General features: G+C 63.1%; 22 protein-coding genes. 8 read left to right on the plus strand and 14 right to left on the minus strand.

What is annotated here, in order from left to right:
- The first annotated feature begins 53 nt into the window (after positions 1–53).
- On the plus strand, positions 54–1,919 hold the full coding sequence (locus F8O05_RS02650; protein ID WP_158051181.1) for a glycerol-3-phosphate dehydrogenase/oxidase: 1,866 nt from the start codon (positions 54–56) through the stop codon (positions 1,917–1,919).
- A gap of 119 nt (positions 1,920–2,038) precedes the next feature.
- Here F8O05_RS02650 and F8O05_RS02655 read toward each other — a convergent pair whose 3' ends face one another.
- The 7 genes from F8O05_RS02655 to F8O05_RS02685 all read right to left on the minus strand — a co-directional run bounded on the left by F8O05_RS02655 (position 2,039) and on the right by F8O05_RS02685 (position 8,733).
- Positions 2,039–2,464 (minus strand): hypothetical protein, encoded by a 426-nt coding sequence (locus tag F8O05_RS02655; protein ID WP_158051182.1) that lies wholly within the window; start codon positions 2,462–2,464, stop codon positions 2,039–2,041.
- 3 nt (positions 2,465–2,467) lie between these two features.
- On the minus strand, positions 2,468–3,151 hold the full coding sequence (locus F8O05_RS02660) for an HdeD family acid-resistance protein (protein ID WP_192496996.1): 684 nt from the start codon (positions 3,149–3,151) through the stop codon (positions 2,468–2,470).
- Positions 3,152–3,371: 220 nt separating this feature from the next.
- A complete protein-coding gene (locus F8O05_RS14740) occupies positions 3,372–4,364 on the minus strand; it encodes a hypothetical protein (protein WP_192496997.1) in 993 nt (330 codons plus the stop codon).
- Between the two features lie 182 nt (positions 4,365–4,546).
- Positions 4,547–5,233 (minus strand): hypothetical protein, encoded by a 687-nt coding sequence (locus F8O05_RS02670; protein WP_158051184.1) that lies wholly within the window; start codon positions 5,231–5,233, stop codon positions 4,547–4,549.
- Positions 5,234–5,310: 77 nt separating this feature from the next.
- Positions 5,311–5,928, minus strand: a complete 618-nt coding sequence (locus tag F8O05_RS02675) for a CG0192-related protein (protein ID WP_158051185.1) — start codon at positions 5,926–5,928, stop codon at positions 5,311–5,313.
- A 9-nt stretch (positions 5,929–5,937) separates the two neighbouring features.
- Entirely contained in the window at positions 5,938–7,143 is a 1,206-nt protein-coding gene (locus F8O05_RS02680; protein ID WP_158051186.1) for an AI-2E family transporter, read from the minus strand.
- A gap of 75 nt (positions 7,144–7,218) precedes the next feature.
- Positions 7,219–8,733 carry a lipase maturation factor family protein gene (locus F8O05_RS02685; protein ID WP_158051187.1) on the minus strand — a complete coding sequence of 505 codons (1,515 nt, stop codon included), beginning with the start codon at positions 8,731–8,733 and terminating at the stop codon, positions 7,219–7,221.
- Between the two features lie 217 nt (positions 8,734–8,950).
- On the opposite strand from F8O05_RS02685, the gene F8O05_RS02690 reads away from it, so the two are divergent.
- Positions 8,951–11,593: an ATP-dependent Clp protease ATP-binding subunit gene (locus F8O05_RS02690; protein WP_158051188.1), complete on the plus strand. Its 2,643-nt coding sequence runs from the start codon at positions 8,951–8,953 to the stop codon at positions 11,591–11,593.
- An 89-nt stretch (positions 11,594–11,682) separates the two neighbouring features.
- Here the strand turns inward: F8O05_RS02690 and F8O05_RS02695 are convergent, their stop codons facing one another.
- The gene (locus F8O05_RS02695) at positions 11,683–11,994 is read right to left on the minus strand and encodes a DUF2249 domain-containing protein (RefSeq protein WP_158051189.1); all 312 of its coding nucleotides are present in this window, start codon (positions 11,992–11,994) and stop codon (positions 11,683–11,685) included.
- Between the two features lie 80 nt (positions 11,995–12,074).
- Between F8O05_RS02695 and F8O05_RS02700 the strand changes: the two genes are divergently transcribed.
- The 4 genes from F8O05_RS02700 to F8O05_RS02715 are packed head-to-tail and all read left to right on the plus strand — an operon-like array spanning position 12,075 to position 17,442.
- A complete protein-coding gene (locus tag F8O05_RS02700; RefSeq protein WP_158051190.1) occupies positions 12,075–12,788 on the plus strand; it encodes a helix-turn-helix transcriptional regulator in 714 nt (237 codons plus the stop codon).
- Positions 12,785–14,050 carry a hypothetical protein gene (locus tag F8O05_RS02705; protein ID WP_192496998.1) on the plus strand — a complete coding sequence of 422 codons (1,266 nt, stop codon included), beginning with the start codon at positions 12,785–12,787 and terminating at the stop codon, positions 14,048–14,050. Before F8O05_RS02700 ends, F8O05_RS02705 begins: the two co-directional genes overlap by 4 nt.
- Before the next feature lie 20 nt (positions 14,051–14,070).
- Positions 14,071–16,857, plus strand: a complete 2,787-nt coding sequence (locus tag F8O05_RS02710; protein ID WP_318655804.1) for a multicopper oxidase domain-containing protein — start codon at positions 14,071–14,073, stop codon at positions 16,855–16,857.
- A 27-nt stretch (positions 16,858–16,884) separates the two neighbouring features.
- Positions 16,885–17,442, plus strand: coding sequence for a Uma2 family endonuclease (locus tag F8O05_RS02715; protein WP_225735691.1), 558 nt, complete (start codon positions 16,885–16,887; stop codon positions 17,440–17,442).
- Between the two features lie 25 nt (positions 17,443–17,467).
- Here the strand turns inward: F8O05_RS02715 and dnaB are convergent, their stop codons facing one another.
- The 5 genes from dnaB to rpsF all read right to left on the minus strand — a co-directional run bounded on the left by dnaB (position 17,468) and on the right by rpsF (position 21,081).
- Positions 17,468–18,868: a replicative DNA helicase gene (gene dnaB, locus F8O05_RS02720; RefSeq protein ID WP_158051192.1), complete on the minus strand. Its 1,401-nt coding sequence runs from the start codon at positions 18,866–18,868 to the stop codon at positions 17,468–17,470.
- Positions 18,869–19,287: 419 nt separating this feature from the next.
- Positions 19,288–19,740: a 50S ribosomal protein L9 gene (rplI, locus tag F8O05_RS02725; RefSeq protein WP_158051193.1), complete on the minus strand. Its 453-nt coding sequence runs from the start codon at positions 19,738–19,740 to the stop codon at positions 19,288–19,290.
- 20 nt (positions 19,741–19,760) lie between these two features.
- Positions 19,761–20,018 (minus strand): 30S ribosomal protein S18, encoded by a 258-nt coding sequence (rpsR, locus tag F8O05_RS02730; RefSeq protein WP_158051194.1) that lies wholly within the window; start codon positions 20,016–20,018, stop codon positions 19,761–19,763.
- A 50-nt stretch (positions 20,019–20,068) separates the two neighbouring features.
- Positions 20,069–20,653, minus strand: a complete 585-nt coding sequence (locus F8O05_RS02735) for a single-stranded DNA-binding protein (protein ID WP_158051195.1) — start codon at positions 20,651–20,653, stop codon at positions 20,069–20,071.
- Between the two features lie 44 nt (positions 20,654–20,697).
- Positions 20,698–21,081, minus strand: a complete 384-nt coding sequence (gene rpsF, locus F8O05_RS02740; RefSeq protein WP_404811352.1) for a 30S ribosomal protein S6 — start codon at positions 21,079–21,081, stop codon at positions 20,698–20,700.
- 282 nt (positions 21,082–21,363) lie between these two features.
- On the opposite strand from rpsF, the gene F8O05_RS02745 reads away from it, so the two are divergent.
- Complete coding sequence (locus F8O05_RS02745; protein WP_158051197.1) at positions 21,364–21,759, plus strand: hypothetical protein; 396 nt, start codon at positions 21,364–21,366, stop codon at positions 21,757–21,759.
- 13 nt (positions 21,760–21,772) lie between these two features.
- Positions 21,773–22,369, plus strand: coding sequence for a DUF4190 domain-containing protein (locus F8O05_RS02750; RefSeq protein ID WP_158051198.1), 597 nt, complete (start codon positions 21,773–21,775; stop codon positions 22,367–22,369).
- A 71-nt stretch (positions 22,370–22,440) separates the two neighbouring features.
- Here the strand turns inward: F8O05_RS02750 and F8O05_RS02755 are convergent, their stop codons facing one another.
- Positions 22,441–23,829 (minus strand): MFS transporter, encoded by a 1,389-nt coding sequence (locus F8O05_RS02755; RefSeq protein WP_158051199.1) that lies wholly within the window; start codon positions 23,827–23,829, stop codon positions 22,441–22,443.
- Positions 23,830–23,971: the final 142 nt, after the last annotated feature.

The following is a 23,971-nucleotide window of genomic DNA, read 5'->3' on the forward strand; positions in this document are numbered from 1 at the left end:
CCCGCAGGTTATTCCCTGCGGGCGCGGATTCTTAGTAGGTTGCTAGCAGGATCATGAACGCCAGCCACCTAAGCCGCCAAAGCCGCGAGGCCGCCATTAGCGCGCTCAAGCGCAGCCGTCAGGCTGGTGGCGGACCCACTGGCAGCGAACCTACCGGTCAGGCGAGCGCCGGAACCCACGGCCGTCCCGACGGCGAACCCCTCGACGTGCTCGTAATCGGTGGCGGCGTCACCGGGGCAGGAACCGCCCTCGATGCCGCCAGCCGGGGCCTTCGCGTCGGCCTCGTCGAAGCGGAAGACTGGGCTTCCGGTACCTCGAGTCGCTCGAGCAAACTCCTCCACGGCGGCCTGCGCTACCTCGAAATGCTCGACTTCGCGCTCGTCCACGAGGCCCTCACCGAGCGCGATGTATTGCTAACCAGGCTCGCTCCGCACCTTGTCGAACCGATCGCTTTCCTGCATCCACTTCGACGGCCGATTTGGGATCGTTTCTACTACGGCACCGGTATCGCGCTGTACGACCTGCTCGCCACCCTCCGCCGGATGCCGCGGGTGATGCCCTGGCACCGCCACGTGAGCCGACGCGAACTGCACCACGCTTTCCCTGAATTTCGCGGCGATGCCGCGGTCGGGGCGATCCAGTATTGGGATGCGCGGGTCGATGACGCCCGCCTAGTCACCTCGCTCGTGCGCACCGCCGCCGCGCAAGGCTCGCACGTCGCCTCCCGCGTACAGGTCACGGGATTACACACGGATGCGGCGGGTCGCGTGGACGGGGCGATGCTGGTCGATCTCGAATCCGGTGAGCATTTCGAGGTCCGCGCCAAGCAGGTCATTAGCGCCACCGGTGTGTGGACCGAAGCTACCCAGGCGATGGCCGCACCCGGGGGTTTGCGGGTGCTCGCGTCAAAGGGCATTCACGTAGTAGTTCCGAAAGAGCGCCTGACCGGGGAGCGCGGCCTGATTCTGCGCACCGCAAAGAGCGTGCTGTTCGTGATCCCCTGGTCGCGCTATTGGATCATTGGCACCACCGACACTCCTTGGACTGAGGACCTGCACCATCCCGTGCCCACTGCCGCGGATATTGACTATGTGCTCGCGGAAGCGAATCGAGTGCTGCGCACGCCCTTGACCCGCGAGGATGTGGTCGGCAGTTACGCGGGACTGCGCCCCTTGCTGCTACCCGAGGTGAAAGCCGGCACGAAGTCGGCGAAGGTCTCTCGCGAGCACACGGTCGCCTCCCCCGTGCCGGGCCTCGTGTCGATCGCGGGCGGCAAGCTCACTACCTATCGCGTCATGGCGAAGGATGCGGTGGATTTCGCGCTCGGGGCCGAGGCGGCACGGCGCCCCTCACGAACCGAAACGCTACGGCTGGTCGGAGCTGAGCTTCGCCCGTCAGTCGCCGAACGACTACCGGCCGGCCGCACGATGGGGCTGCGAGAAACTGCCCGATTCACCCGCGATTTCGTGACGACACACGGGCTCGAAGACCGCTTCACACGGCACCTGCTACGTCGCTATGGCAACAATATTGCCGAACTCGCACAGATTGTCGCCGAGATCCCCGAAGCTGCGCGACCGCTCGGAGCAGCATCCGCTTACCTGCGTGCGGAAATCATCTACGCCATCCGTGCCGAGGGCGCACTCCATCTGGACGATCTCATGGACCGTCGCACGCGCATCCGCTTTGAATACCCGAATCAGGGGTTGGATGCGGTGGTCGAGATCGCGGCGATCGCCGCGCAGGAGCTCGGCTGGTCGGCCGAGCGAGAACGCGAGGAAGTCGCGGCGTACCGCGCCATGGTGATCGCCTACGCGCAGGCGATCACACAGCCCGACGACGCCGCAGCCGCAAAAGCGGACGCACACCGGGGTGATCAATCACAGACCCGGGTCGGTAGCACTGAGCCGGGTTGGTAGAACAGCATGGTTCGGCGCTAACAGCCCGGCTCGATGAGGAAGGCGCGCCGCAAACGCTCGGTGAAGGATGCGCGGCGCAGTGCCGCTAACGACCGGGCGTGAGTGCCCGCGGCGAAGAGCTAGGCGGACTTTTCGCCGGGGTGCTGGTCGTCTTGGGTGTCGGGCGCGGGCGCGGGACGGCTGGGCTCGTCCTTCGTTTTGCCCTCGCGCTCTTCTTCTTCGCGCGGGAGCTCTTCGTCGTACTTCTCGAGCGGTCGAAGCGAGGCGCCCTGGGCGCCGGGTTCCTTCGACTCGTAGAGTTGACGGTCCAAGTACACCGGCACATCCGGGTTCGGCTTATAGCTCAGGAGCAAGAGCGCGAGCACCAGCAGCACGATAACCATTGCGATGCCGCCAAAAATGAAGCCAAGCAGCCAATTCTGGAGCGTGAGCAGGACGACGCCGAGAACAAAGACACCGCAGACAAACGAGAGCGCGACAACCTCGAAGGGCTTCATAAGCGCACGCTGCGCGGAACGGTCTTTCTTCGACGATGACTTCGCCACTAACTAACTCTCTTTCTTTGCGGGGGATTTGGCGTTCTTGCCGTCATCGCGGCGGCGCAACGCCGAGCGAAGGGTGAACGCCTCGATAACGAGCAGCACGCCAAGGACGGCGAGATAGGCACCGACAAAGCCGATGGCTTGAACTTCTGCGGTGAGCGAGCCCTCAATGTGCTCAATGCCACCATAGTCGGCGTCAAGTTCCGGCGGCACGAACGCGACGATGATGCCGAGCAGCATCGTGATCGCGCCCGAGAGCACGATTTCGCTGCGGTACATCGACTGTTTTCGGAATACCAGCCCAGCCACGAGCTCAATCGCGCCGGTCACGATCGCCCAAATTGCGACGGTCCAAATGAAGTTGTGCACGGTGGCCCAGTCGTGACCGCCCGTGCCCATGAAGAGGCAGTAGCCGCCGACGAGCGCGCCAAGAATGGAGCGGGCAAACACGAAACTGCGAAGCGGGTGGCCCTTAATTCCGACGGCTTCAAAGCCGACAATCACGCCCGACCACAGTGCCACCGCGCCAAACACGACAAACCCAAACCGGGCCGTGTGCTCTTGCGTGAACGTGATCACCAGGGCGCCGATCAGCGCGGGCAGTGCGCGGAAGAGCATCGACTTCCAGAGCGAATCGGGAAGGCGCTTATCGATCTCAGCGACCGAGGTCTTGTTCTGAGTCTTATTCATCGAGAAGCTTCCTTTCCGAGCGATGACTGGCGTGATCATCCGTGTCGGTAAGCAAACGACTGGCGATCCTGAGACCAACGCTGAATACCCACCAGTCTACCCACGTGTCGGCTCCCAATTTGACCGGGATTGGCTTTGAGAGCAAAGCGAGAGGCGGCCAGGGCAATGGATGCATGGCATCGGACGCGCTGGCCGCCTCGCGAGGATCAGTCGGCGGAGATTAGTCTTCGGCCGGGATCAGTTCGAACTCGGTGTTGTCGATCTGCGTGCGCAGTTCGTCGAGCGTCGCGTCGGAGTCCTGGCAGGTCAGCCCCATGGTGAGCACCGAACCGCTGTCCGAGAAGGGGTGAACAGCGAAGATCGCCGACACGGAGCCCCACTCGCTCTCATTGCTCATTTGGAAGACGGCAAATTCTACGGATTCGCCGTTGATGTCCTTCACTGTGAAGTTATCCAGGCGTTCTGCTTCAAAATCGGCGCCCGTCTCTTCCATCATTTCCGCGAAGCCATCGTCGATGCTGCCTTCGACGTTGTCGGGGTCGATGTCATCAAACCCGGAAGTGACGAAATCTGCGTTGTAGCCGCAAGCCCCACTCGGGTCTTGGATGTAGTAGCTGTAGCTATCGTCATCCCAGTCGCCGACGTACTCAATTTCGACGTCATCGACCAGGCTCTTGGAGTTGAGGGAGTAGCCCTTACCACCGCTAAAGAGCGCGATCGCGCCCCAGATAAGGCCGCCAATGAGCGCAACGGCAACCACAGCGACCACGATCCAGACCCACGCAGGGAACTTCTTGGCGCCGCCAGCACCGGGCCCGCCAGCACCCGGCGCCGCGTTATAGGTGCCCTGCGCGTAGGCACCACCCTGCTGGCCGTAACCCTGGTGGCCATAACCCTGCTGGCCATAAGCAGGTTGCCCGCTGGCCTGCTGACCGGCACCTTGCTGACCATAGCCCTGTTGGCCGTAACCAGACTGACCGGCACCCTGCTGACCGGGAGCCGGCTGCTGGCCGAAGTCTTGCTGAGGCTGCGCATCCGTCGGCTGGTAACCGTAGCCCTGCTGGCCGTTGCCCGCCTGCTGGCCATACCCCTGCTGATTCGACGCGCTTGCGTCGCCGAAGTTTGGCTGCCCGGAGTTCTCCGCGCCGTTGGGGTTCGCCGAGTTATTCGGGTTCTGGTCGCCACCCTGGGTTGGCGGGAACTGATTCGACATTCAAATCCTTCGGTTGAGTCGTAATTCTTGGCTACCTGCGCAAACTTGCGTAAATTTTGCACGCAGAGCTGCCCGGTCCTGAGGCCATATTGCTACAGGAAGGTGTATCGCTTCGAGTGGAGCCCGCCATTTTCCACACAAGGGATGATCGCGGCGTACGAACCAGTGATGAGTCCTCCTCCCTAGTTGAGGAGGTCGAGACTCACTTCCACGCCGAGCAGGGTGTCTTGCAGCACTTCGCGGTCCAACTCACCGGTGCGCTCGCACTTCATCGTGAACACCACGTAGTCCCCCGAGCCCGCGAAAGTCCTGGCCGCGACGACCGTGTCCAGGCCCGTGGTCGCATCCTCATCGACATACACGAGTTCAATCGACTGTCCCGACTCACTCACGAGACGCACCACCCCATAGCCGCTGGTGTCACGGCCGCCTTGTTCCAATAGCGAAAGCGTCGCCGCCTCGTCGGTTTCGGCGTCGAGGATGCGCGGGTCATCAAATTTCCCGGTGGTCCAAGTGAATACGCACATCACCTCGATGGCGTTACTGATATTGCCGTATTCGGGACCGGATTCGGAACGGGCATTCGCTGGGCGCACGAGCGTCCAGCCCTGCTCCTCCGCGTCGAATTGAATGATCGGCTCGGCGTTCAGATGCGTCTTATTTGAGATCACCAGGTCCGCCTGCATCCGCTCGAACCCGAGGTAGAACGCCGCCCATACGAGCAGCGAAAACACCACCGTGCCGGCAAGGATCGCCGCACCGGCGCCGAACTTTCGACGACCCTCGCGTCGCCGCGGAGGTTCGCCGTCGCCGATCGGCGCAGGCTGCCTCGGCTCCGGCTGCCTCGGTTCGGCGGATGCGTGACTCATGCGTTACAGACTAGCCAGTCGGCTGCGAGCACGTCACGCGTCCCGACGCATCCGCGACCGCTAGTCGGCGGGGAATCTTATACCGAAACCACTCGGGCGAGCGTAGCCGGGACGCCGTCGAAACCGGATTGCGCATCCAGCCGGAAGCTGCCCTCTTGCAAGCCGGAAACTACGCGGAAGATGTCCAGCGCGAGCGAATCAGTCTGCACGCGCGTGACCGCATCCTTCGTCTCCAAACCAATTAGCGTGGCCTGCGGGGCTCGCTCTGACGTGCCGGTGCCCTGCACCGCAACGCTCACCGGCAGCGGCGTCTCAGACTCCGCCAGAAACACTTCGGCCTGGTGTTGCCCGGTGGTGATCGCCGTCACGAGCGCGGCCACGGCTACCGGATCAGCTGCGGCGTCGTACACCCAGCGGTGGCCCAGCACCGAGTGCTCCAGTTCGGTGACGAGGAAGCGACCGGCGTCGGCCATCGCAGCGCCGCGATAGCTCAACGGCACCTGGTACACCGTGCCGGATGCGCCGCGCACGATGTGCGTCTCGATGCCCACTTCACCGTTTGGGTCGTCGAATCGGAAAGCACCGAGGACCTCGATCGCGGGATTGCTTTCTTGGAACCACGACTGTGTGGGAAGCCAGGCCGCGATCAGGTCGGGCTTGGAAGGAACCAGCTTTGCGTCAAAAACAATGGCCATGCAGCCACGCTAGCCTGCGGCCGCGTCACCGACCTCAGAACTTCCCGGGCGCGAGCCGCGCCGCCTGCGGCGCTCGGGTTTCGGCGCGGAGGGATTGAGGTCGGGTTCGGAAGAGATGAGCAGGTTGATCCAGCGGGCGTTGGGGTTCGCATCCACCAACACCGCCTTGACCAGCAGCGTCGCCGGCAGCGCGAGGAGTGCCCCAATCGGGCCGAGGGCGAAGGCCCACACCAGCAGTGAAAGGAAGGACACCGTGGGAGTGACACCGACCGCTTCACCCGCAAACTTCGGCTGGATAAGTGACTGAATCACGAAGTTAATGATCGACCAGACCGCGAGCACGATCAGCGCGTTCACCCAGTCATTTGCGAGCAGGGCCATCAGCACCGGCGGAATCATCCCGATCACGAAACCAATATTGGGGATGTAGTTCGTGAGGAAGGAGAACACACCCCACACGAGCGCCAGCGGCACACCGAGGATCTCGAGCGCGATCACGTCGATCACCGCGACGATGAGGCCAAAGATCGTGGTGACGATCCAGTAGCGGCCCACGCCCTGCGAGAAAGAATCAAAGGCGGCACCCACCTGGGGTTGTTCGACGCGGACGCGCTGCATGCGCGGCTCAAAGGTGACCGCGTCAAAGAAGATGAAAAAGATCACCACGAGCAGGGTCGCAAACAGCGACATCACGCTCCCGAAGTTTCCCATCAGGCTCTGCAGTAGTGCGGCGATCTGCGCCGGGTTGAATAGCCCCTGCAGCTGCGCGAGCAGCGCATCCTGCGTGATGCCGAAGCCGCTCAGCCACTCGAGCAGATTGCGATAGAGGTCGTTAAACTCCGCGCCGTACTTTGGCAGCTCCTGGATCAGCAGCGCCACCGACCAGATCATCAGCCCGACAAAGAGGATCAGTAGCGCATACACCGTGAGCGCCGCGACCGTACCGGCGAGGATTTTCGGCACGCGTCTGCGGAGCATCCAGTGGAAGAACGGCGAGATCGCGAGCGCCAGGTTGAAGCCGAGGAACACCGGTGTGACGAAGCTCGCGATCTGCTGCAGGGCGATCAGCCCGACGATGGCGAGCACCACACCCGCGAGGATCGCGAGCGGTTTCGGGTAGGTGATTCCGCGGTGCTTATCGCTTGCGGGTGTGGAGTTTTTGGAGTTTCCGGAGCCAGCTGCGCTCGGGTCGTGCTCGTCGCGCTCAGCTTGCATTCGTTCGTTCTCCTCCACGCCGCGGCTCTACCCCTGCCAATTTATGCGGTTTCGGCTGCTCGGGCCATGTGAGCGCTATTCTCGTGGCCGCGGCTTCCGCCGCAGCCCCTGCGGTTTCACGAGCATTCCGCGCGGTTCGCGCACCCACCAGTTGCCGGTGCGCTTTCGCTCTTCACGGGTCGCGTAGCGGTACTCGTAGATGCGCACGCGAATCAGCCTCGGCGCATCCCCACCGAAGGGGTCGACCCGCAAGAGCTTGCGGATACCCGCATCCCCCTCGAGGATTCGGTCGAGGAATCGCGAAAACCAGACCTCGCGGTAGGCGCCGAGCGCGGCAAACCACATCAGCCAGTCCAGGCGCAGGTGATAGGGCGCGAACTGTCGCGGGATGCGGCGCGGGTCACCCGGTTTGCCGCGAAACTCATAGGCTTGCCAATCATCCGGACCGGGAACCGCCGCCATCGTGCCCTCGACGACAAATTCGCGACGTTCCTTGGTCATCGATCCGAACGCCCCGTAGGCATTCACGAGGTGGATGCGGTTAAAGCTCGCGTTCATCCGCTGCCGCTCGGCGAAGAAGAGATTGTGCAGCGGCGGCCAGCTCAGGCTCAACAAACCGAGGAATACGACCGTGGTGAGGATGAGCCACCAGGCCGGGGAGTGCATCGCGGCCGCGGTGCCAAGCTGCTCGAGTCGCTCCCAACCCCAGCCCGGCCAGGGACCGCCGAAAACCCAGCGCAGAAAAGAGTCACTAATGCCGCTGAAGGCGAGGATGATTGTGAGCCAGTTGAGCCAGGCGTAGTTGCCGGTGATTACGAGGATGAGTTGGCTGACGATGATCGCGCTGGCGGCGATGGATGCGATGGGTTGCGGGAAGAACAGCAGCCACGGCATCCCGAGCTGGACGATGTGACTGCCGAGCGCCTCGCCGCGATGCCACCAGGCTGGTTTTTGGTGCGCCCAGCGACTGACCGGATTCGGCATCGGCTGGGTTTGGTGGTGGTAGTACATCGCGGTGAGGTTGCGCCAGGCGGTGTCCCCGCGCATTTTGATCATCCCGGCGCCGAACTCGAGTCGGAACATCAGCCAGCGGATAAAAAGCAGCATCAGTGCGGGTGGGGCGACCTCGTTCGACCCGAGGAAGCCGACGATAAAGCCCGCTTCCAGCAGCATCATTTCCCACCCAAAGCTGTAGAAGCGCTGCCCTAGGTTCACGATCGACAGGTAGAAGAGCCACATCACGAGGAACACCGGGATGGTGCTCCAAGCGGGCCCGAGTTGCGGGAGCCCGGCCACGGTCGCGAGCGCGAGCACCATCCCGATCAGGCACAGGATGCGCAGCTTGCGATCGCTATATGGGAATCGTTTGAAGCGGAAGAGGCCCGGAAAGTCCTTCGCGCGAGTGCGGTCGATGAAGCGTTGGACTGGCAGCAGGCCGCGTTCGCCGATCAGCACCGGGAACTGGTGGAAGGTGGAGAGGAATGCGAAGAAGTAGATTGCCGCGGTGCCGCGCAGGATGACTTCACGCGCGATGGTGTAGTTCGTCGCGTCGAGGAGTGCGAGCCAGTTCATCCAGCTTGACCAGTCCATCAGTCACCTCCGGTCCTGCCGGCCGCACCCCTGCCAGCCGCACGAGATCTGCCTGACGCATCCGCTGCCGCACGGTCGTCGCCGCGTCGAGACATCACGGCCATTGTGACGGCTGTCCCAGAAATTTCGCTCATTTCGAACATGGTGGGAATAAGAGCCGACCCCTGATACGTTACTTGAGTCATACACACTCAAGTTTCCTGTTGGAGGTTCACTAATGCCCGCATTCTTCGGGTCCGCCGGTCCTGACGGCTCCTTCGACGAGTTCCTGTCCCGCTACCTGCAGGGTCGGGGCTCGGGCCGTTCTGGACGCTCGGTGGATATGTCACGCCTGCTGAGCAAGCGCTCGCACGAAATCGTAAACCGCGCGGTGAAATTCGCCGTGGAGCACGGCCACGGTGAAGTGGACGCGCTACACCTACTGCGCGTCATGATTCTGGATGAGGTTATCTCGCCCTATATCAAGCAGCTCGGCGCAGAGCCGGAGGCGATCGCGAACGCGGTCGATGAACGTCTGCCCGAGCACACAGACCGCTTTGAGGGCACCCCCTCGTTCACTGGTTCCGCCCAGCGGACCCTGCTCGACGGCTACCAGGCTGCTCGCGCATTCGGCTCAACCTATGTCGACCCCGAGCACCTCTTCTTCGCGCTCGTCCTCAACCACGACTCGACCGCGGGGCAGTTGCTCGCTGCTGCCGGTATCACCCAGGACTCGCTGCAGGCCGGTGCGCAAGCGCAAGCTCAGGCGCAGGCCGAGGCCCAGGCGGAAGCCGCGGGTCAGGCTGCCGGCCAGCAGCAGGGTCAGCAGGGTTCGGTGCTCGAGCAGTTCGCCATCGACCTGACCGAGGAGGCTCGCGAGGGCAAGCTCGACCCGGTGATCGGCCGTGCTCGCGAGATCGAGCAGACCATCGAGATCCTCGCCCGTCGAACCAAGAACAACCCGGTGCTGATCGGTGAAGCCGGTGTCGGAAAGACCGCCATCGCCGAAGGCCTCGCGCAGGCCGTCGCGGCGGATGAGGTGCCCGCACAGCTCAAGGGCAAGCGCGTCCTCTCGCTCGACCTCGCGGGAATGGTCGCCGGTACCCGTTACCGCGGTGACTTCGAAGAGCGCCTCACCGGCGCGATCGAGGAGATCGCGGCCGACGGTGGCAACACGATCGTGTTTATCGACGAGCTGCACACCGTGGTCGGCGCGGGTGGTTCGGGTGAATCCGGCGGGATGGATGCCGGCAATATCCTGAAGCCGCGCCTCGCGCGCGGTGACCTGCACATGGTGGGCGCGACCACGCTGAACGAGTTCCGCAAGATCGAAAAAGACGCGGCCCTCGCCCGCCGTTTCCAGCCGGTGATGGTTGGCGAGCCCGGTATCGAAGATGCCGTGAGCATCCTCGACGGGCTCAAGGATCGCTACGCCGAACACCACGGCGTGACCTACACGCCGGAGGCCATCCGCGCGGCCGTGGAACTTTCGGACCGCTATATCAGCGACCGCTTCCTGCCCGATAAGGCGATCGACCTGATAGACCAGGCGGGTGCTCGACTCTCGCTGCAGGCCGGTTCGAAGGTTGACGTTGAGGCGCTCCGCACACGACTGGGTGAGCTCGAGGCTGAAAAGCACAGTGCCATCGAGGCCGAACACTTCGAGCGCGCCGGCGAGATCCGCGATGAGATCAGCGAGGTGACCAAGGAACTCGACGCGGCCACGCAGTCAGGCTCGGGTGCCCCATCCGGCTTGACCACTCAGTCCGGTTCGGCCACGGCATCCGCAGCCACAGCATCCGGCACCACCGCGAGCACCAGCTCGCGCGTGGTCGACGAACAGCAGATCGCCGAGGTTGTCTCGCGCGCGACCGGCATCCCGGCCGCCTCGATGACTGAATCGGAGAAGTCGCGGCTTGCGCGTCTCGAGGAACAGCTCCACGAGCGCGTGGTGGGCCAGGATGAGGCCGTCACCGCGGTCGCGAAGGCCGTCCGCCGTAACCGCACCGGCATGGGTGACCCCAACCGTCCGGTGGGGAGCTTCCTCTTCCTCGGCCCCACGGGTGTAGGGAAGACCGAGCTCGCGAAGGCGCTCGCCGAGTCGCTCTTTGACGATGAGACCGCCATGGTCCGCTTCGACATGAGTGAATTCGGTGAACGGCACACGGTGTCGCGACTGGTCGGTGCCCCTCCGGGATACGTCGGCTACGACGAGGCCGGGCAGCTCACCGAGCGTGTCCGCCGCTGCCCGTACTCGGTGGTGCTGCTCGACGAGATCGAGAAGGCGCACCCCGACGTGTTCAACCTGCTGCTGCAGGTTCTTGACGACGGGCGTCTGACCGACGGTCAGGGCCGCACGGTCGACTTCCGCAACACGGTGATCATCATGACCTCGAACCTCGGTTCGGAGTTCATCGCTGCCAAGGGCGCACCCCTCGGGTTCGCCTCCGGACGGGTGGAAGATGCCGATCGCGAGATGCGGCAGAAGGTGATGGGGAAGCTTCGCGAATCGATGCGACCGGAATTCCTCAACCGCATTGATGAGACCGTGCTGTTCCGCAAGCTCGAGCCCGAGCAACTGCGCGAAATCGCGAAGCTGCAGCTCGGTAAGTCAATCGCTCGCCTCGCCACGCAGGGCATCACGCTGCAGGTGGACGACGCCGCGGTCAGCTGGATCGCCGAGACCGGTTACGAGCCCGAATTCGGCGCTCGCCCGCTGCGCCGCGTGATCCAGCGCGAACTCGACGACCGCATCGCCGACCTGCTGGTGGGCGAAGCAGTTGCCGAGGGCGGCACGATCGCGGTGACGGTGGATGCGCAGGGCCAGCTGCAGGTAATGCCGCAGGCTACTCCCGCCGCCCGCGAGGAAGTCACCGCCTAGAGCCTGCGAATACCACCGAGGATGCAGTTTGCCACCGAAATAAAGGGGGCAAACTGCATCATCGGTGGTATTTCGTGCGAGATCCTCGCTCAGCCCGCGTTGCGGATCTCGATGCACCAGCGCTCCGGGCCGCGATCCAGGTACTCAGTCGAGTACTGCTCGCCGTGCTTGGCCTCCAATTGCTGCAGCAGTGGCACCGGGTCGTGCGTGGCCGAGATGATCAGTCCCGTCCCGGGCCGCAGCGACTCAATGGCACCAAAAATCGCTGCGTGCCGGATCGCGTGCGGAATAGTTTGCACGTCGAGCTCCGGCAGCGTTTCGTCGTGCCCGCCGCAGGCACAGGTGCCACTGGGCTGGTCGACAGCTTCGGCGCGTGAACGGTGAATTTCGATGGGCTCCATGGCACCCCTCCGGCTCGATGTTCAGGTGCCCCAAAGTTTATTACACTTAATCCCGTGGAAAAGATTTGGAGGTGGTGGAAGTGACTCGGCAGCGCGCATTCGATGAGAGTGCGGATGCGAACCCCAAGGCTCAGCCTCGACGTACGGCCACGGGGCGCAAGCATTCACCCACCCGCGAGCGCCTGCTGCGTGAGATTGAGCGGCGCGGCTCGGCCTCCACAGCAGAGCTCGTCGAGGCCACGGGCCTCCACGAAAACACGGTGCGCGGTCACCTCGAGCGCCTCCACTCCGACGGACATCTGCGCCGCGAAGAGTCGAGTACCGGGGCTCGCGGGCGTCCCGCGGTGCGCTGGCGAACCGTGGATGCACAGGTCGCCTCGCCCTATGCCGGCCTTGCCGCGACGCTGGCCGAGACCCTCGAACGCACGGTGCCCGATGCGGTGCGCGAGGCTCGGCGCACGGGCACGACCTGGGGCGCCCGGCTCGCCGCCGAGCGGCAAGACGACAAGGAAGAAACGACACGCAGCCGCGTGCTCGAGGTCATGCGCGAGCAGGGATTTGCGCCTGTGGAGGAAAATTCCGATGCATCCGCCACAGCCACCATCGCCCTGCGAGTATGCCCACTGCTCGCCGCGGCCGCCGAGTACTCCGAAGTGATCTGTGCTGTGCACGAGGGCATGATCGAGGGCATCGCGCGCAGCCAAGACCCAACCGCGAGCGCCGAACTCGAACCCTTCGCTCCGGGCGGCGTCTGCGTGCTGCGACTCCACAGCCAACTGCAGTCGGCATCATGACCGGCCACCGAGCCACCGCTGGGCGTACGACCGTGTCGACGATCGGGACCAGTGCATCCCGCCGCGGCCCCTCCTGGCGACTGGTGTGGCTCGTTCCCGCCGCGATCGCGCTGCTGCTCGGTCTCGATGCCGGGTTGCTCCTGCTCGGAGTACCGGCTCCGCTCACCACCGACCGCCTGCCCGATGTGCACGGGATGCTCCTCGTGCTCGCCTTCGTCGGCACCCTGATCGCCCTCGAACGAGCGACCGCGCTGGGCCGCTGGTGGGGATTCATCGCCCCGGCGCTCCTCGGGCTCGGCGGGATCCTGCTTGTGGCCTCGCCGGTGCCGCTGCTCGTCGCCAAAGTCGCAGTCATTGCGGGTGCCGCCGCCTTCACGCTCCTCTATATTCCGCTCTGGCGCAGACAGTTCGACGCACCGCTCCTCGCACAGCTGCTTGGGGCCGCGCTGGGGCTGTGCGGCGCGATCATTTGGCTTGCACAGGATGGCATGGGCCGAGTGGTGCCTTGGCTGATCGGATTTCTCGTGCTCACCATCGCCGCCGAACGCGTGGAACTCGCCCGCATCACCATGGGTCCGCGCGCGGGCGGGATGCTCCTGGCGCACGCCTGGGCGGTCACCGGATCTTTGGTCGTCGGCATGGTGCTGCCGGATGCGGGGGCCATCCTGTTGGGCATCTCGCTACTGTCGCTGTGCGGTTGGCTCGTGCGGCACGATATTGCCCGCCGCACCATCCGCTCCACCGGCGCGACCCGCTATATGGCTGCGTGCATCCTCGCCGGATACGTTTGGCTTGCGGTCGCCGGAATCGTGCTGAGCTTTGGCGACCCAAGTGCGAATCAGCCCGCTTACGACGCCGTCGCGCACGCGATCTTTCTCGGCTACACCTTTTCGATGATCATGGCGCACGCGACCACGATTCTGCCCGCGGTGCTGCACGTCACCCTCCCCTACCGGGCCGCCTTCTGGGTACCGGTTTCGCTGCTGCAGCTGGCGCTGATCGTGCGAATCTGGATTGGCGACGGGCTCGGCTACCCCGTCGGCTGGCAGATCGGCGGGGCGCTGAACGTCGCGGCACTGCTGCTCTTCGCGCTGACCGCGGTGACGAGCGCGATCCTCGGGCCGCCCAAGGCCAAGGAACCCAAAGCATCCGCGAGCACCAAGCAGGCCACTGCACCGCAGCCACCGCGCGACCGGTCGAAGGCAACCGCCCTAAGTCCCGATCACCTCGACCATCCCGAGCGCCCCGAAGGCACGCAATGATGTCTCCCTCAGTCCAGCCCTTGACCACCGTTAAACCGAGCGACGCGGCACCCGGTCGCGGCTTCCGGTTTATGCGCGATATTCCCACCGCGCTGTGGCTGCTGCTCGCGCTGATCGCGACCTTCGTGCACCGCGGCATTCCCGAACCGCGCTGGTTGATGATCCACCTGCTGCTGCTCGGCGCGATCACCCACGCCATCCTCACCTGGAGCGAGTATTTCTCCTTCGCGCTGCTTCGCACTCGCGCGACCAGACGCGATCAAAAACTGCAAAACATCCGTCTGACCTGCTCCAACCTGGGCGCGGTGCTCGTGTTCATCGGTGTGCCTACGGGCATTTGGGCGCTCACCGCGGTGGGTTCGGCGGCGCTGATCGTGGCGGTGCTGTGGCATGGCTGGGCGATCGTGCGGCGCGCTCGAGGGAGCCTGCCGGGGAAGTTCGGCAAGACGATCCGCTACTACGTGGCCTCGGCCGGGCTCCTCGCAATCGGTGCGGTGCTCGGCGCAATCGTCGCCCGAGGGGATGCGGCCCCTCAGCTCGCGCTTTCACACGCACTGATCAATGTGCTCGGTTGGGTCGGGCTCACCGTGGCCGGGACGGTCGTGACGCTCTGGCCGACGATCCTGCGCACCCGCGCCGATGAGCACGCGGCCACCTGGGCCATGCGCGCGCTGCCGGTCCTCGCGGTGGGTGTGCTGGTGGCCGCGCTCGGGGCAGCGCTCGCCCTGATGCCACTGCTGGCAGTGGGTCTGGCCGGATATCTTGCCGGTCTCGGGATGCTCGGGGTTTCGCTCGTACGCGCGGCCCGCAATGCTCCGCCCCGCAGCTTCGCCGCACTTTCGGTTGGATGCGCACTGCTGTGGTGGTTCGGCTGTGTGGCCGTGCTCATGGTCGGCACGATCACCAAGCGGCTAACCGGTGGCGGTTTCGAGCAGATTCAGGTGCTCATCGATGGCCTTGTGCCGTACCTGGCGGCGGGGTTCGCGGCGCAGGTACTCGTGGGCGCGTTGAGCTATCTCGTTCCCGTGGTGCTCGGTGGTGGACCTCGCCCCGTCCGTATCGGCACCGTCGCCTTTGACCGGCTCGGGACGCTGCGGGTCACCGTCGCGAATGCCGCGCTCGTGGTCTGTGCCCTGCCAGTGTCGAGCCTGATGCGGGTGGTTGCATCGCTGCTCTATGTAATCGCGATGGGATCCTTCCTCGTCAATATGTTCCCGGCAATGCGGGCCCAGCGAAAGGCGAAACAGGCCTTGGCGGGCAAGGCTGCCACGAGGGCTGAATCGGCGGGCGAGGCTGCCGCAAGCGCTGAATCGGCGGGCAAGGTCGCCGCGAACGTTAAACCGGCGCGCACTGCGGCGGCGACCCCAGACTCGGCGACCCCAAAGCCGGCTCGCCCTGAACGGGCGGCTCCTGAAAAGGGTCGCCGCGCCGGACAGGCAATGGCAGGACTCGTGACGGTGCTGCTGGCGGCGGTAATTACCGCATCCCTCGACCCGATCGGTGTCGGCTGGGGTGCCGGAGCAGCGGGAGACGCGGATGCGCCGGTCACCACGATTCAGGTCGATGCCGCGGACATGACCTTCACGCCGAATGTGCTGGAGGTTCCGGCGGGTAATCGGCTCGTCGTTGAGCTCACCAATACCGATGCCTCGCAGGTGCACGACTTGGTGTTTGCGAACGGGGTCACGAGTGGTCGTCTCGCGCCTGGCGAGAGTGAAACCATCGATTTTGGGGTGTTGACCGAGGACTTGGACGGCTGGTGCTCCATCGTGGGACACCGTCAAATGGGGATGACCTTGACGGTCAAGGTGACCGGAGCCGTCGACTCGGCGAACACCGCAGATGGTGCTGACTCCAGTGGCGCCGATGACACGAGCGATGCATCCGCCGAGGACGGCCACTCGATGGCCGATATGGACATGGGTGGCGTGGATCTTACGGCGGATCCCGGCGCGGGTTTCACACCGTTTGCTGCCGATTTGCCACCCCTCCCCGCCGCGGATGGCCCGACTACCCACGAGGTGACACTCACCGTCACCGACGAGGTGCTCGAAGTGGCACCCGGCGTCACACAGACGCTCTGGGTCTACAACGGCAGCGCTCCGGGCCCAACCCTGCACGGTCGAGTGGGCGATACCTTCGTGGTCACCCTCGTGAACTACGGCAATATGGGCCACTCGATCGACTTCCACGCGGGAGCGCTCGCCCCTGACGAGCCGATGCGCACCATCGCGCCGGGTGAACAGCTCACGTACACCTTCACGGCGACCCGCGCCGGGATCTGGATGTACCACTGCTCGACGATGCCGATGTCGGCGCATATTGCGAACGGTATGTACGGCGCGGTGGTCATCGAGCCCGACGACCTGCCCGCTGTGGACCGCAGTTATGTGCTCGTCCAGGGTGAGTACTATCTCGGCGATCATGAGGGTGGTGAGGTCGACATGACCAAGATCGAAGATCGCGCGCCCGACCTCGTCGTCTTCAATGGCTACGCAAACCAATACGATCACGCACCGCTCGAAGCGTCGGTCGGCGAACGGGTGCGTATTTGGGTGTTGGATGCGGGAATCGAGCGACCCTCGAGTTTCCACATCGTCGGTGGTCAGTTCGACACGGTGTGGAAGGAGGGTGCCTACTCGATCAACAACAGTCCGGGCGTCGGCGCACAGGCATTGGATTTGCTGCCCGCACAGGGTGGATTTGTCGAGTTGAGCTTCCCCGAGGCTGGCAACTATCCGTTCGTCTCTCACCTCATGATCGACGCCGAACACGGCGCCCACGGCGTCTTCGCTGTCTCCCCCTGACCAGGGAGGCGAATTACCATGTCGACCATGACGACTTCAGCGCAGAGTTTCTTGCCTTACGGGCGGGAGCTGACGCGTGCCGATCTGCAGTCGGTGCCCGATGACGGGTACCGCTACGAACTCATCGATGGAGTGCTCATCGTGACCCCGGCACCACGAGTGCGGCATCAGCGAGTACTGGCACAGCTCGTGAGGATCTTGCAGGAGTCCGTGCCATCTGACCTCGAAGTCCTTTTTGCACCCATCGATGTCGTGCTTGCCGACAACACCGTCATCCAGCCCGACCTCTTGGTCGCGCCACACGACGCCTTCACGGAAACCGAACTCCCCGGCCCACCGCTGCTCGCAGTTGAAGTGGTCTCGCCTTCAACCCGCAGCATCGACATGCTCCTGAAGAAGGAGCGATTGCAGCGCGCCGGTTGCCCTCACTACTGGGTCGTGGACCCCGACGAACCGTCCGTCATTGCTTGGGACCTGGTCGACGGTTCGTACGTCGAGGTCGACCGCGCTACCGGTACAGAGACTTTTGAGGTCGAAATACCCGTTCGTCTGCGACTCACGCCTGACTCGCTGACAGAGGCGTAATCAGCCACACCGCTTGAAGCTCGCCCTACGGCCCCATATTCTGCGACGGCGCCATGCCCGGGGCGTAGTCGACGAACTTCGAGAGGTGGCCCTGGAAGAGCACGGTGATCGTATCGGTCGGGCCGTTACGGTGCTTCGCGACGATGATGTCGGCCTCGGATGCGCGCGGGTGATCCTTTTCATACGCACCTTCACGGTGCAGCAGAATCACCATGTCGGCGTCCTGCTCGAGCGAGCCGGACTCACGCAGGTCACTCACGGCGGGTTTCTTATCGGCGCGCTGCTCAGAGTTACGGTTCAGCTGCGACAGCGCGATTACCGGTACTTCGAGCTCCTTCGCGAGCAGCTTCAGCGCACGCGAGAACTCCGACACCTCTTGCTGACGCGATTCCACACGCTTGCCCGAGGTCATCAGCTGCAGATAGTCGATCACGATCAGCTCGAGGCCGTACTTCTGCTTCAACCGACGGCACTTCGCGCGGATCTCCACGAGCGTCATATTCGGTGAGTCATCGATGTAGAGCGGGGAATCGTTAATGTCTCCCTGCGTGCGCACGATGCGCTGCATGTCCTCATCCGAAACCTTGCCGGTACGCATGTGCTGCAGCTTCACGTTTGCCTCCGCCGAGATCAAACGCATTGCGATCTCGGCGCGACTCATTTCAAGCGAGAAGAAGATCGCCGGTTTCTTGGCGTGCACCGCCGCACTGCGGCACAGGTCCAACGCAAAAGTCGACTTACCCAAACCTGGTCGTGCCGCGATGATGATCAACTGCCCGGAGTGCAAGCCGTTCGTCAGGGCATCGAGATCGCGGAAGCCGGTGGGGACACCGGTCATCGTGCCGTCACGGTTCTGTGCGGCGTCGATCTCACCCAGCGCTTCGAGCAGCGCATCGCTCAGCGGCACATAGTCTTCAGTCTCAACACCACCGGTAACACCGTAAATCTCGGCCTGAGCCTGGTTCACCAGTTCAACGACTTCACCCTCGGCGCCGTAGCCCATCTGCACAATGCGAGTACCCGCTTCGACAAGACGGCGCAGCACCGCGCGCTCGGCGACGATCCCGGCGTAGTAGCCGGCGTTGGCCGCGGTCGGCACAATGCCCGCGAGAGTGTGCAGGTAATCAGCCCCACCGGCACGCTGCAGATCACCGGTCTTGGTGAGTTGGTCGGTGACCGCGATGACGTCTGTCGGCTCACCCGCCGCGTAGAGCGTGCTCAGCGCGTCAAAGATGATCTCGTGCTTGGGAATGTAGAAGTCGACACCGCGAACCGACTCGACCACGTCCGCCACCGCATCCTTCGACAGCAGCATGCCGCCGAGCGCCGACTGCTCGGCAAGCAAGTCGTGCGGAGGAGTGCGGGAGCCGTCCTGCGCATCCTTTGACCGCTCGCGAGCCTCTGCACCCAGATGCGTGATCGTCATGGACTTCCTTCCTCTGCGCAAATCTCAATTGGAACGGTTCTATCGCGAGCCACCGACATCGACGAAAAATGGCGACCCGCTGGTCCGAAAGAGAGCGCTTCGCCACCATAGCGGCAGTTCAACTCACAAAAATCCGCACCTGTGGAAAACTTGTGGAGGGTTCGTGGACGAACCTGTTGGCTCATGTGAGCAGCCTGTGGAAAACTATGGATAACTCCAAAAATACGACCAGAAAAATACTAGCTGACCAGGCTTTTTACACTCCACAGGCAAAAATCTTAATCTGTGTAAAGTTGAACTTGAGAGTTTTAGCTCACTGCACTTTCACTGTGGATAACCGGCCGGAAACACGATAAAGGGTTGGTTGTGCATCCAGCGGATGCACAACCAACCCTTGAGGTGTCAGTTCGCCAAATTGCTTAGCGAGCTGCGATCACCTGAACCGTGAAGGTTGCCGAAACGTCGTCGTGCAGACGAACGGTTGCCTGGTGGTTTCCAACCGACTTGATCGGGTTCGGGAACACGATCTTGCGCTGGTCGATCTTGCCAATGCCCTGAGCCTCAGCAGCCTCTGCAACGGCGGCCGGGCGAACCGAACCGAAGAGACGGCCTTCCTTGCCAGCCTTGACGTTGACCTTGACGAGTGCAGCCTCAAGCGAAGCCTTGAGTGCCTTAGCGTCTTCAACCGAGTGGAGTTCGCGAGCGGCGCGAGCAGCCTGAATCTGCTCTACCTGCTTCTCGCCACCACGGGTCCAGTTCGTTGCCAGACCCTGCGGTACGAGGTAGTTACGGGCGTAGCCGTTACGAACCTCAACGACGTCGCCAGCCGAGCCGAGCCCGCTGACCTCGTTAGTAAGAATTACCTTTGCCATGATGTCGTGGACCTTTCTTCCTAGCGGCCTGAGCCGGCGTACGGAAGGAGAGCCATCTCACGGGCGTTCTTTACGGCGCGAGCGATGAGACGCTGCTCCTGAACCGAAACACCGGTGATACGGCGGGCACGGATCTTGCCGCGCTCCGACACGAACTTACGGAGGGTGTTGACGTCCTTGTAGTCAATGACGCCAACCTTGATGCTTTTCGCGGGTGCTGCGGGCTTGTCCTTGCCGCGACCCTGCGTGCGGCGCTTGCCGCTCGACTTACCAGCCATGCTGATCTGCTTCTTTCTTAGCTATATGAAACGTTGTGAGAACCTGCCGTTTAGAACGGCGGCTCGTCATCGAATCCACCCGAGTTACCCGCGCCCGGTGCTGCCCAACCGCCGGAACCGAAGTTCCCGCCGCCCGAAGGCTGGCTGCCCCAGGGCTCTTCAGCCTGGGGACGCTGCTGCTGGGTCTGTTGCGGGCGCTGCTGGTGTGCGGGAGCGCCGCCACCAAACTGGCCGCCACCGCCGCCAACTTGACCGCCACCGCCACCGCCGCCTGCGCTGCGGGTGACCTGCGCGGTTGCGTAGCGAAGTGCCGGACCGATCTCGTCAATGTCGAGTTCGAACGCGGTGCGCTTCTCGCCCTCGCGGGATTCGTAGGAACGCTGCTTGAGCTTGCCCTGCGCGATCACGCGCTGACCCTTGGTCAGCGTTGCCGCGACGTTTTCGGCGTGCTCACGCCATACAGACGCACGAAGGAACAGCGGCTCCCCGTCCTGCCACTGATTCGACTGACGGTCGAAGGTGCGAGGGGTGGATGCAATGGTGAAGTTCGCCACTGCAAAACCATTTGGGGTGTACCGGAGTTCGGGGTCGGCGGTGAGATTTCCCACCACTGTGATGATCGTGTCGCCTGCCATATCGCGCTCCCTACTTGGATGAAGTGTGATTACTCAGTCGCTGATTACTCAGCGTCGGAGGATGAAGATGCGGCAACCTTGGCTGCCTCAGCTGCGACCGACTTTACGGACTCAGCCTTCTTAGCCTTTGCAGCTTCCACCTTTGCCACACGGGCGATAGCTTCCTCGGCACGCAGCACCTTGGTGCGCATGATTGCCTCGGACAGACGAAGCTGACGGTCGAGCTCTGCGGCGGTTGCCGGCTCAGCCGTGAAGTTCACGACGGCGTAGATGCCTTCGGACTTCTTGTTGATCTCGTAGGCCAGCTTGCGGCGACCCCAGATGTCGGTGTTCTCGATGGTTCCGCCATCCTTGGTGATAACGGCGAGGAACTTATCGAGGCTCGGGGCGACGGTGCGCTCGTCGATCTCTGGATCGATGATCACCATGAGCTCATACTGATGCACGATAAACCCACCTCCTTTGGTCTTGAACGGCTGCGGACGTTCCGCAGCAGGAGGGTTGTTGCATCACATCCCCTACGGTTGATCGAGGGAATGCCGTGACCAGACACAGCAGTGTCGGGACAACTGGATAAGTTTAGAGGGTTAAAAGTTCCCGCGCCAGTGCAATCACGTGCTTTCGGAGGACCAAAAGATCCCTCGACCGCGGGATCGACTCCGATTGCTGCGAGTGATGTGATGGATAGGACCCAACCCCAAGGAGCTGCCATGTCCATGCCCCCACCCCAATACGGGCAACAGTCTGGGTATAACCAGTCACCGGCGACCCAACCACAGCCCTCCGGTGGCATCAATGGGATGGGCTTGACGGGCTTGATTATCGGCATCGTCGCGCTGGCTGTTTGCTGGATTCCCTGGATCGGTTTCGTGGGCGTGCTCATCGGCTTTGTCGGTCTGGTGTTCGGCATCTTGGGTATCGCCCTCGATAAATATCGTGGTAGGCGGATGCTCGGTATCATCGGCACGGCCGTCAGCGGTGTCGCCTTTATCCTGGCTATGTTCCTTCCGGTGATCACCAGCATTTGGTGGACCTGGAACTGGCTTGAGCAGTCGGGCACCATCGACAGTTTCGAGACGCTCATCGAGCAGGAATACGAAACCTAGGAGAAGCAGCATCGTGACCCACTACCCAGGACAAGCTCCCGAAGGCGACCAGCAGCCGGGCCAGTCGCCTTATGCATCCCAGCCGGATGCATCCAGTCCCCAGACTCCCAACCCGAATGCTTCCCCTTCGCAGTATTTCAATCCCAATCAGCCGCCTCAGAACGTCGCGCCGCAATACGGCGCTCCCCAATATGGCGCGCCACAGTACGGCGCCCAATTCGGCACTCAGCCGGGCGTCCCGGGGTCAGTCGCGCCGTACTATTCGACGCCGAACTACGGGATGAATCAGTACGCATCCAATGCGTACCCAAACCAAAACGTCGCCAGCAACACGAACCAGCCGGGACTCTGGTCGCTCATCCTCGGGCTGGGGTCATTCCTCTTCTGGATTCTTCCGATCATCGGCGGGCTCGCGATCTTCATGCCCGTCGCGGGGATCATCCTCGGCTTCATCGGGTTGAGCAAGAAGTATGAGGGCCGACGCGCGCTTGCCGGGTGGGGGCTCGGAGTAAGTATCGCCGCGTTACTGATCATGGCGCTGTTGCTCATCCTCACCCTATTCGCGTTCCTGCCGCTGTTCTTCGTTACCCAAAACAGCATGTACGACTAAGTCACAGACCGACCAAAAAGCGGGGTGTGGAATCGATTCCACACCCCGCTTTGCTGTACAGCAGCAATCAACTACACGCGCACGGCGTCCTTTTCTTCGCGCTGCGCGTCTGCTTCACGGGCACCGTCTGTGACGACCTGGTTCATTGCGGTCTCGTCGTCGAGCCAGTTCTGCCCCTTGTTCTTGAGGAAGAAGACGTACACGAATAGCGACACGGCGATGACCCCAATGACGTACCAGATAAAGGTCGGAACCTGACCCGCCTCACCGGCTGCCTGGTAGAGCAGCGGCGCGGTACCGCCAAAGACCGAGTTCGCCATCGCGTAACCAAAGCCGAGCCCGAGGGCACGGATGTGCGTGGGGAAGAGTTCCGCCTTCACCACCGCGTTGATCGAGGTGTAGCCGGTGAGGATGATGAAGCCACCGACCAGGATCGAGAAGGCCACGACCGGGTTCTGCTGCTGCGGCAGGGCGGTCAGGAAGAACCAGGTGTAGCTCACACCACCGATACCGAAGAAGACCAGCAGCGTCTTGCGACCGACAATGTCCGAGAGCCAGCCGCCGAGCGGCTGCAGCAGCATCAGGATGACCAGCGCGATGAGGTTGAGCACGGTACCAGTGACGACATCGCCGTCCGAGAACGCCTTCTTCACGATGCTCGGGCCAGTGACCGAATAGGTGTAGAACGCGATCGTGCCGCCGGCGGTCACGAGGAAGCACAGCAGCAGCGGCTTCCACTGGTTCACAAACAGTTCGCGCATCGAACCGGTTTGCTTCGCCTTACCCGCCTTGGATGCGGCAATCGCGCTGGTCTCCAGGGTTTCGTCCATGGTGCGACGAAGGATGAGGACCGCGAGCGCGCCAACGCCACCGATCAGGAAGGCTACGCGCCAGCCCCACTGTGCGATTGCGTCGTGCGGAAGGGCGATAACCATGATCAGCAGCGTCAGCTGTGCGAGCACGTGGCCGCCAACCAAGGTGACGTAGTGGAAGGAAGACAGGAAGCCACGGCGACCGGAAATCGCGGCCTCGGACATGTAGGTCGCGCTGGTGCCGTATTCACCGCCGGTTGCGAAGCCCTGCACGAGGCGGGCGAACACAAGAATCACCACGGCACCCATTCCGATGGTCTCGGCGGTGGGGGTGAGCGCGATCAGCATCGAGCATGCGGCCATCACCGAGACCGAGATCGTCAGCGCCAGGCGTCGACCGTAGCGGTCGGCGAAGCGGCCGAAGAACCATGAGCCCAGCGGGCGCATGAGGAAGGTAATCGCGAAGATAGCCCACACGTAGACGGTGGAGTTCTCATCGTTCTCGTCAAAGAACTGCGATTCAAAGTAGGTTGCAAACACCGAATATACGTAGACGTCGTACCACTCAACGAGGTTGCCTGCGGAACCCTTGAGCGTGTTCGAGACAGAACGGCGTAGATTCGGTTTGGTTGCAGTCGTCGTTGACATTAGCCAGTCCAATCGTTTCGTAAGGTGCTGCACGTTTCGAGCGCCGGCTCGCGCCGCAATCGTGCAGAATCTTGGTCGAAGCTATGGTTCCGAATGATCCGCGGGTCCGCTCAAATCCCTTACGTTCCCTTTACATTGGGAT

Source organism: Gulosibacter chungangensis (assembly GCF_008831155.1).
GTDB lineage: Bacteria > Actinomycetota > Actinomycetes > Actinomycetales > Microbacteriaceae > Gulosibacter > Gulosibacter chungangensis.

Excerpts from the sequence above, each read along its gene's own strand:
- rpsF (WP_404811352.1), bottom strand. The coding sequence starts at position 21,081 with ATGGTGATCATCGATCCAGAGATCGACGAGCGCACCGTCGCCCCGAGC.
- F8O05_RS02680 (WP_158051186.1), bottom strand. The coding sequence starts at position 7,143 with ATGCAAGCTGAGCGCGACGAGCACGACCCGAGCGCAGCTGGCTCCGGA.
- F8O05_RS02650 (WP_158051181.1), top strand. The coding sequence starts at position 54 with ATGAACGCCAGCCACCTAAGCCGCCAAAGCCGCGAGGCCGCCATTAGC.
- F8O05_RS02755 (WP_158051199.1), bottom strand. The coding sequence starts at position 23,829 with ATGTCAACGACGACTGCAACCAAACCGAATCTACGCCGTTCTGTCTCG.
- rplI (WP_158051193.1), bottom strand. The coding sequence starts at position 19,740 with ATGGCAAAGGTAATTCTTACTAACGAGGTCAGCGGGCTCGGCTCGGCT.
- F8O05_RS02705 (WP_192496998.1), top strand. The coding sequence starts at position 12,785 with ATGACCGGCCACCGAGCCACCGCTGGGCGTACGACCGTGTCGACGATC.
- F8O05_RS02735 (WP_158051195.1), bottom strand. The coding sequence starts at position 20,653 with ATGGCAGGCGACACGATCATCACAGTGGTGGGAAATCTCACCGCCGAC.
- F8O05_RS02670 (WP_158051184.1), bottom strand. The coding sequence starts at position 5,233 with ATGAGTCACGCATCCGCCGAACCGAGGCAGCCGGAGCCGAGGCAGCCT.
- dnaB (WP_158051192.1), bottom strand. The coding sequence starts at position 18,868 with ATGACGATCACGCATCTGGGTGCAGAGGCTCGCGAGCGGTCAAAGGAT.
- rpsR (WP_158051194.1), bottom strand. The coding sequence starts at position 20,018 with ATGGCTGGTAAGTCGAGCGGCAAGCGCCGCACGCAGGGTCGCGGCAAG.
- F8O05_RS02675 (WP_158051185.1), bottom strand. The coding sequence starts at position 5,928 with ATGGCCATTGTTTTTGACGCAAAGCTGGTTCCTTCCAAGCCCGACCTG.
- F8O05_RS02685 (WP_158051187.1), bottom strand. The coding sequence starts at position 8,733 with ATGGACTGGTCAAGCTGGATGAACTGGCTCGCACTCCTCGACGCGACG.
- F8O05_RS02745 (WP_158051197.1), top strand. The coding sequence starts at position 21,364 with ATGTCCATGCCCCCACCCCAATACGGGCAACAGTCTGGGTATAACCAG.
- F8O05_RS14740 (WP_192496997.1), bottom strand. The coding sequence starts at position 4,364 with ATGTCGAATCAGTTCCCGCCAACCCAGGGTGGCGACCAGAACCCGAAT.
- F8O05_RS02715 (WP_225735691.1), top strand. The coding sequence starts at position 16,885 with ATGACGACTTCAGCGCAGAGTTTCTTGCCTTACGGGCGGGAGCTGACG.
- F8O05_RS02660 (WP_192496996.1), bottom strand. The coding sequence starts at position 3,151 with ATGAATAAGACTCAGAACAAGACCTCGGTCGCTGAGATCGATAAGCGC.
- F8O05_RS02690 (WP_158051188.1), top strand. The coding sequence starts at position 8,951 with ATGCCCGCATTCTTCGGGTCCGCCGGTCCTGACGGCTCCTTCGACGAG.
- F8O05_RS02695 (WP_158051189.1), bottom strand. The coding sequence starts at position 11,994 with ATGGAGCCCATCGAAATTCACCGTTCACGCGCCGAAGCTGTCGACCAG.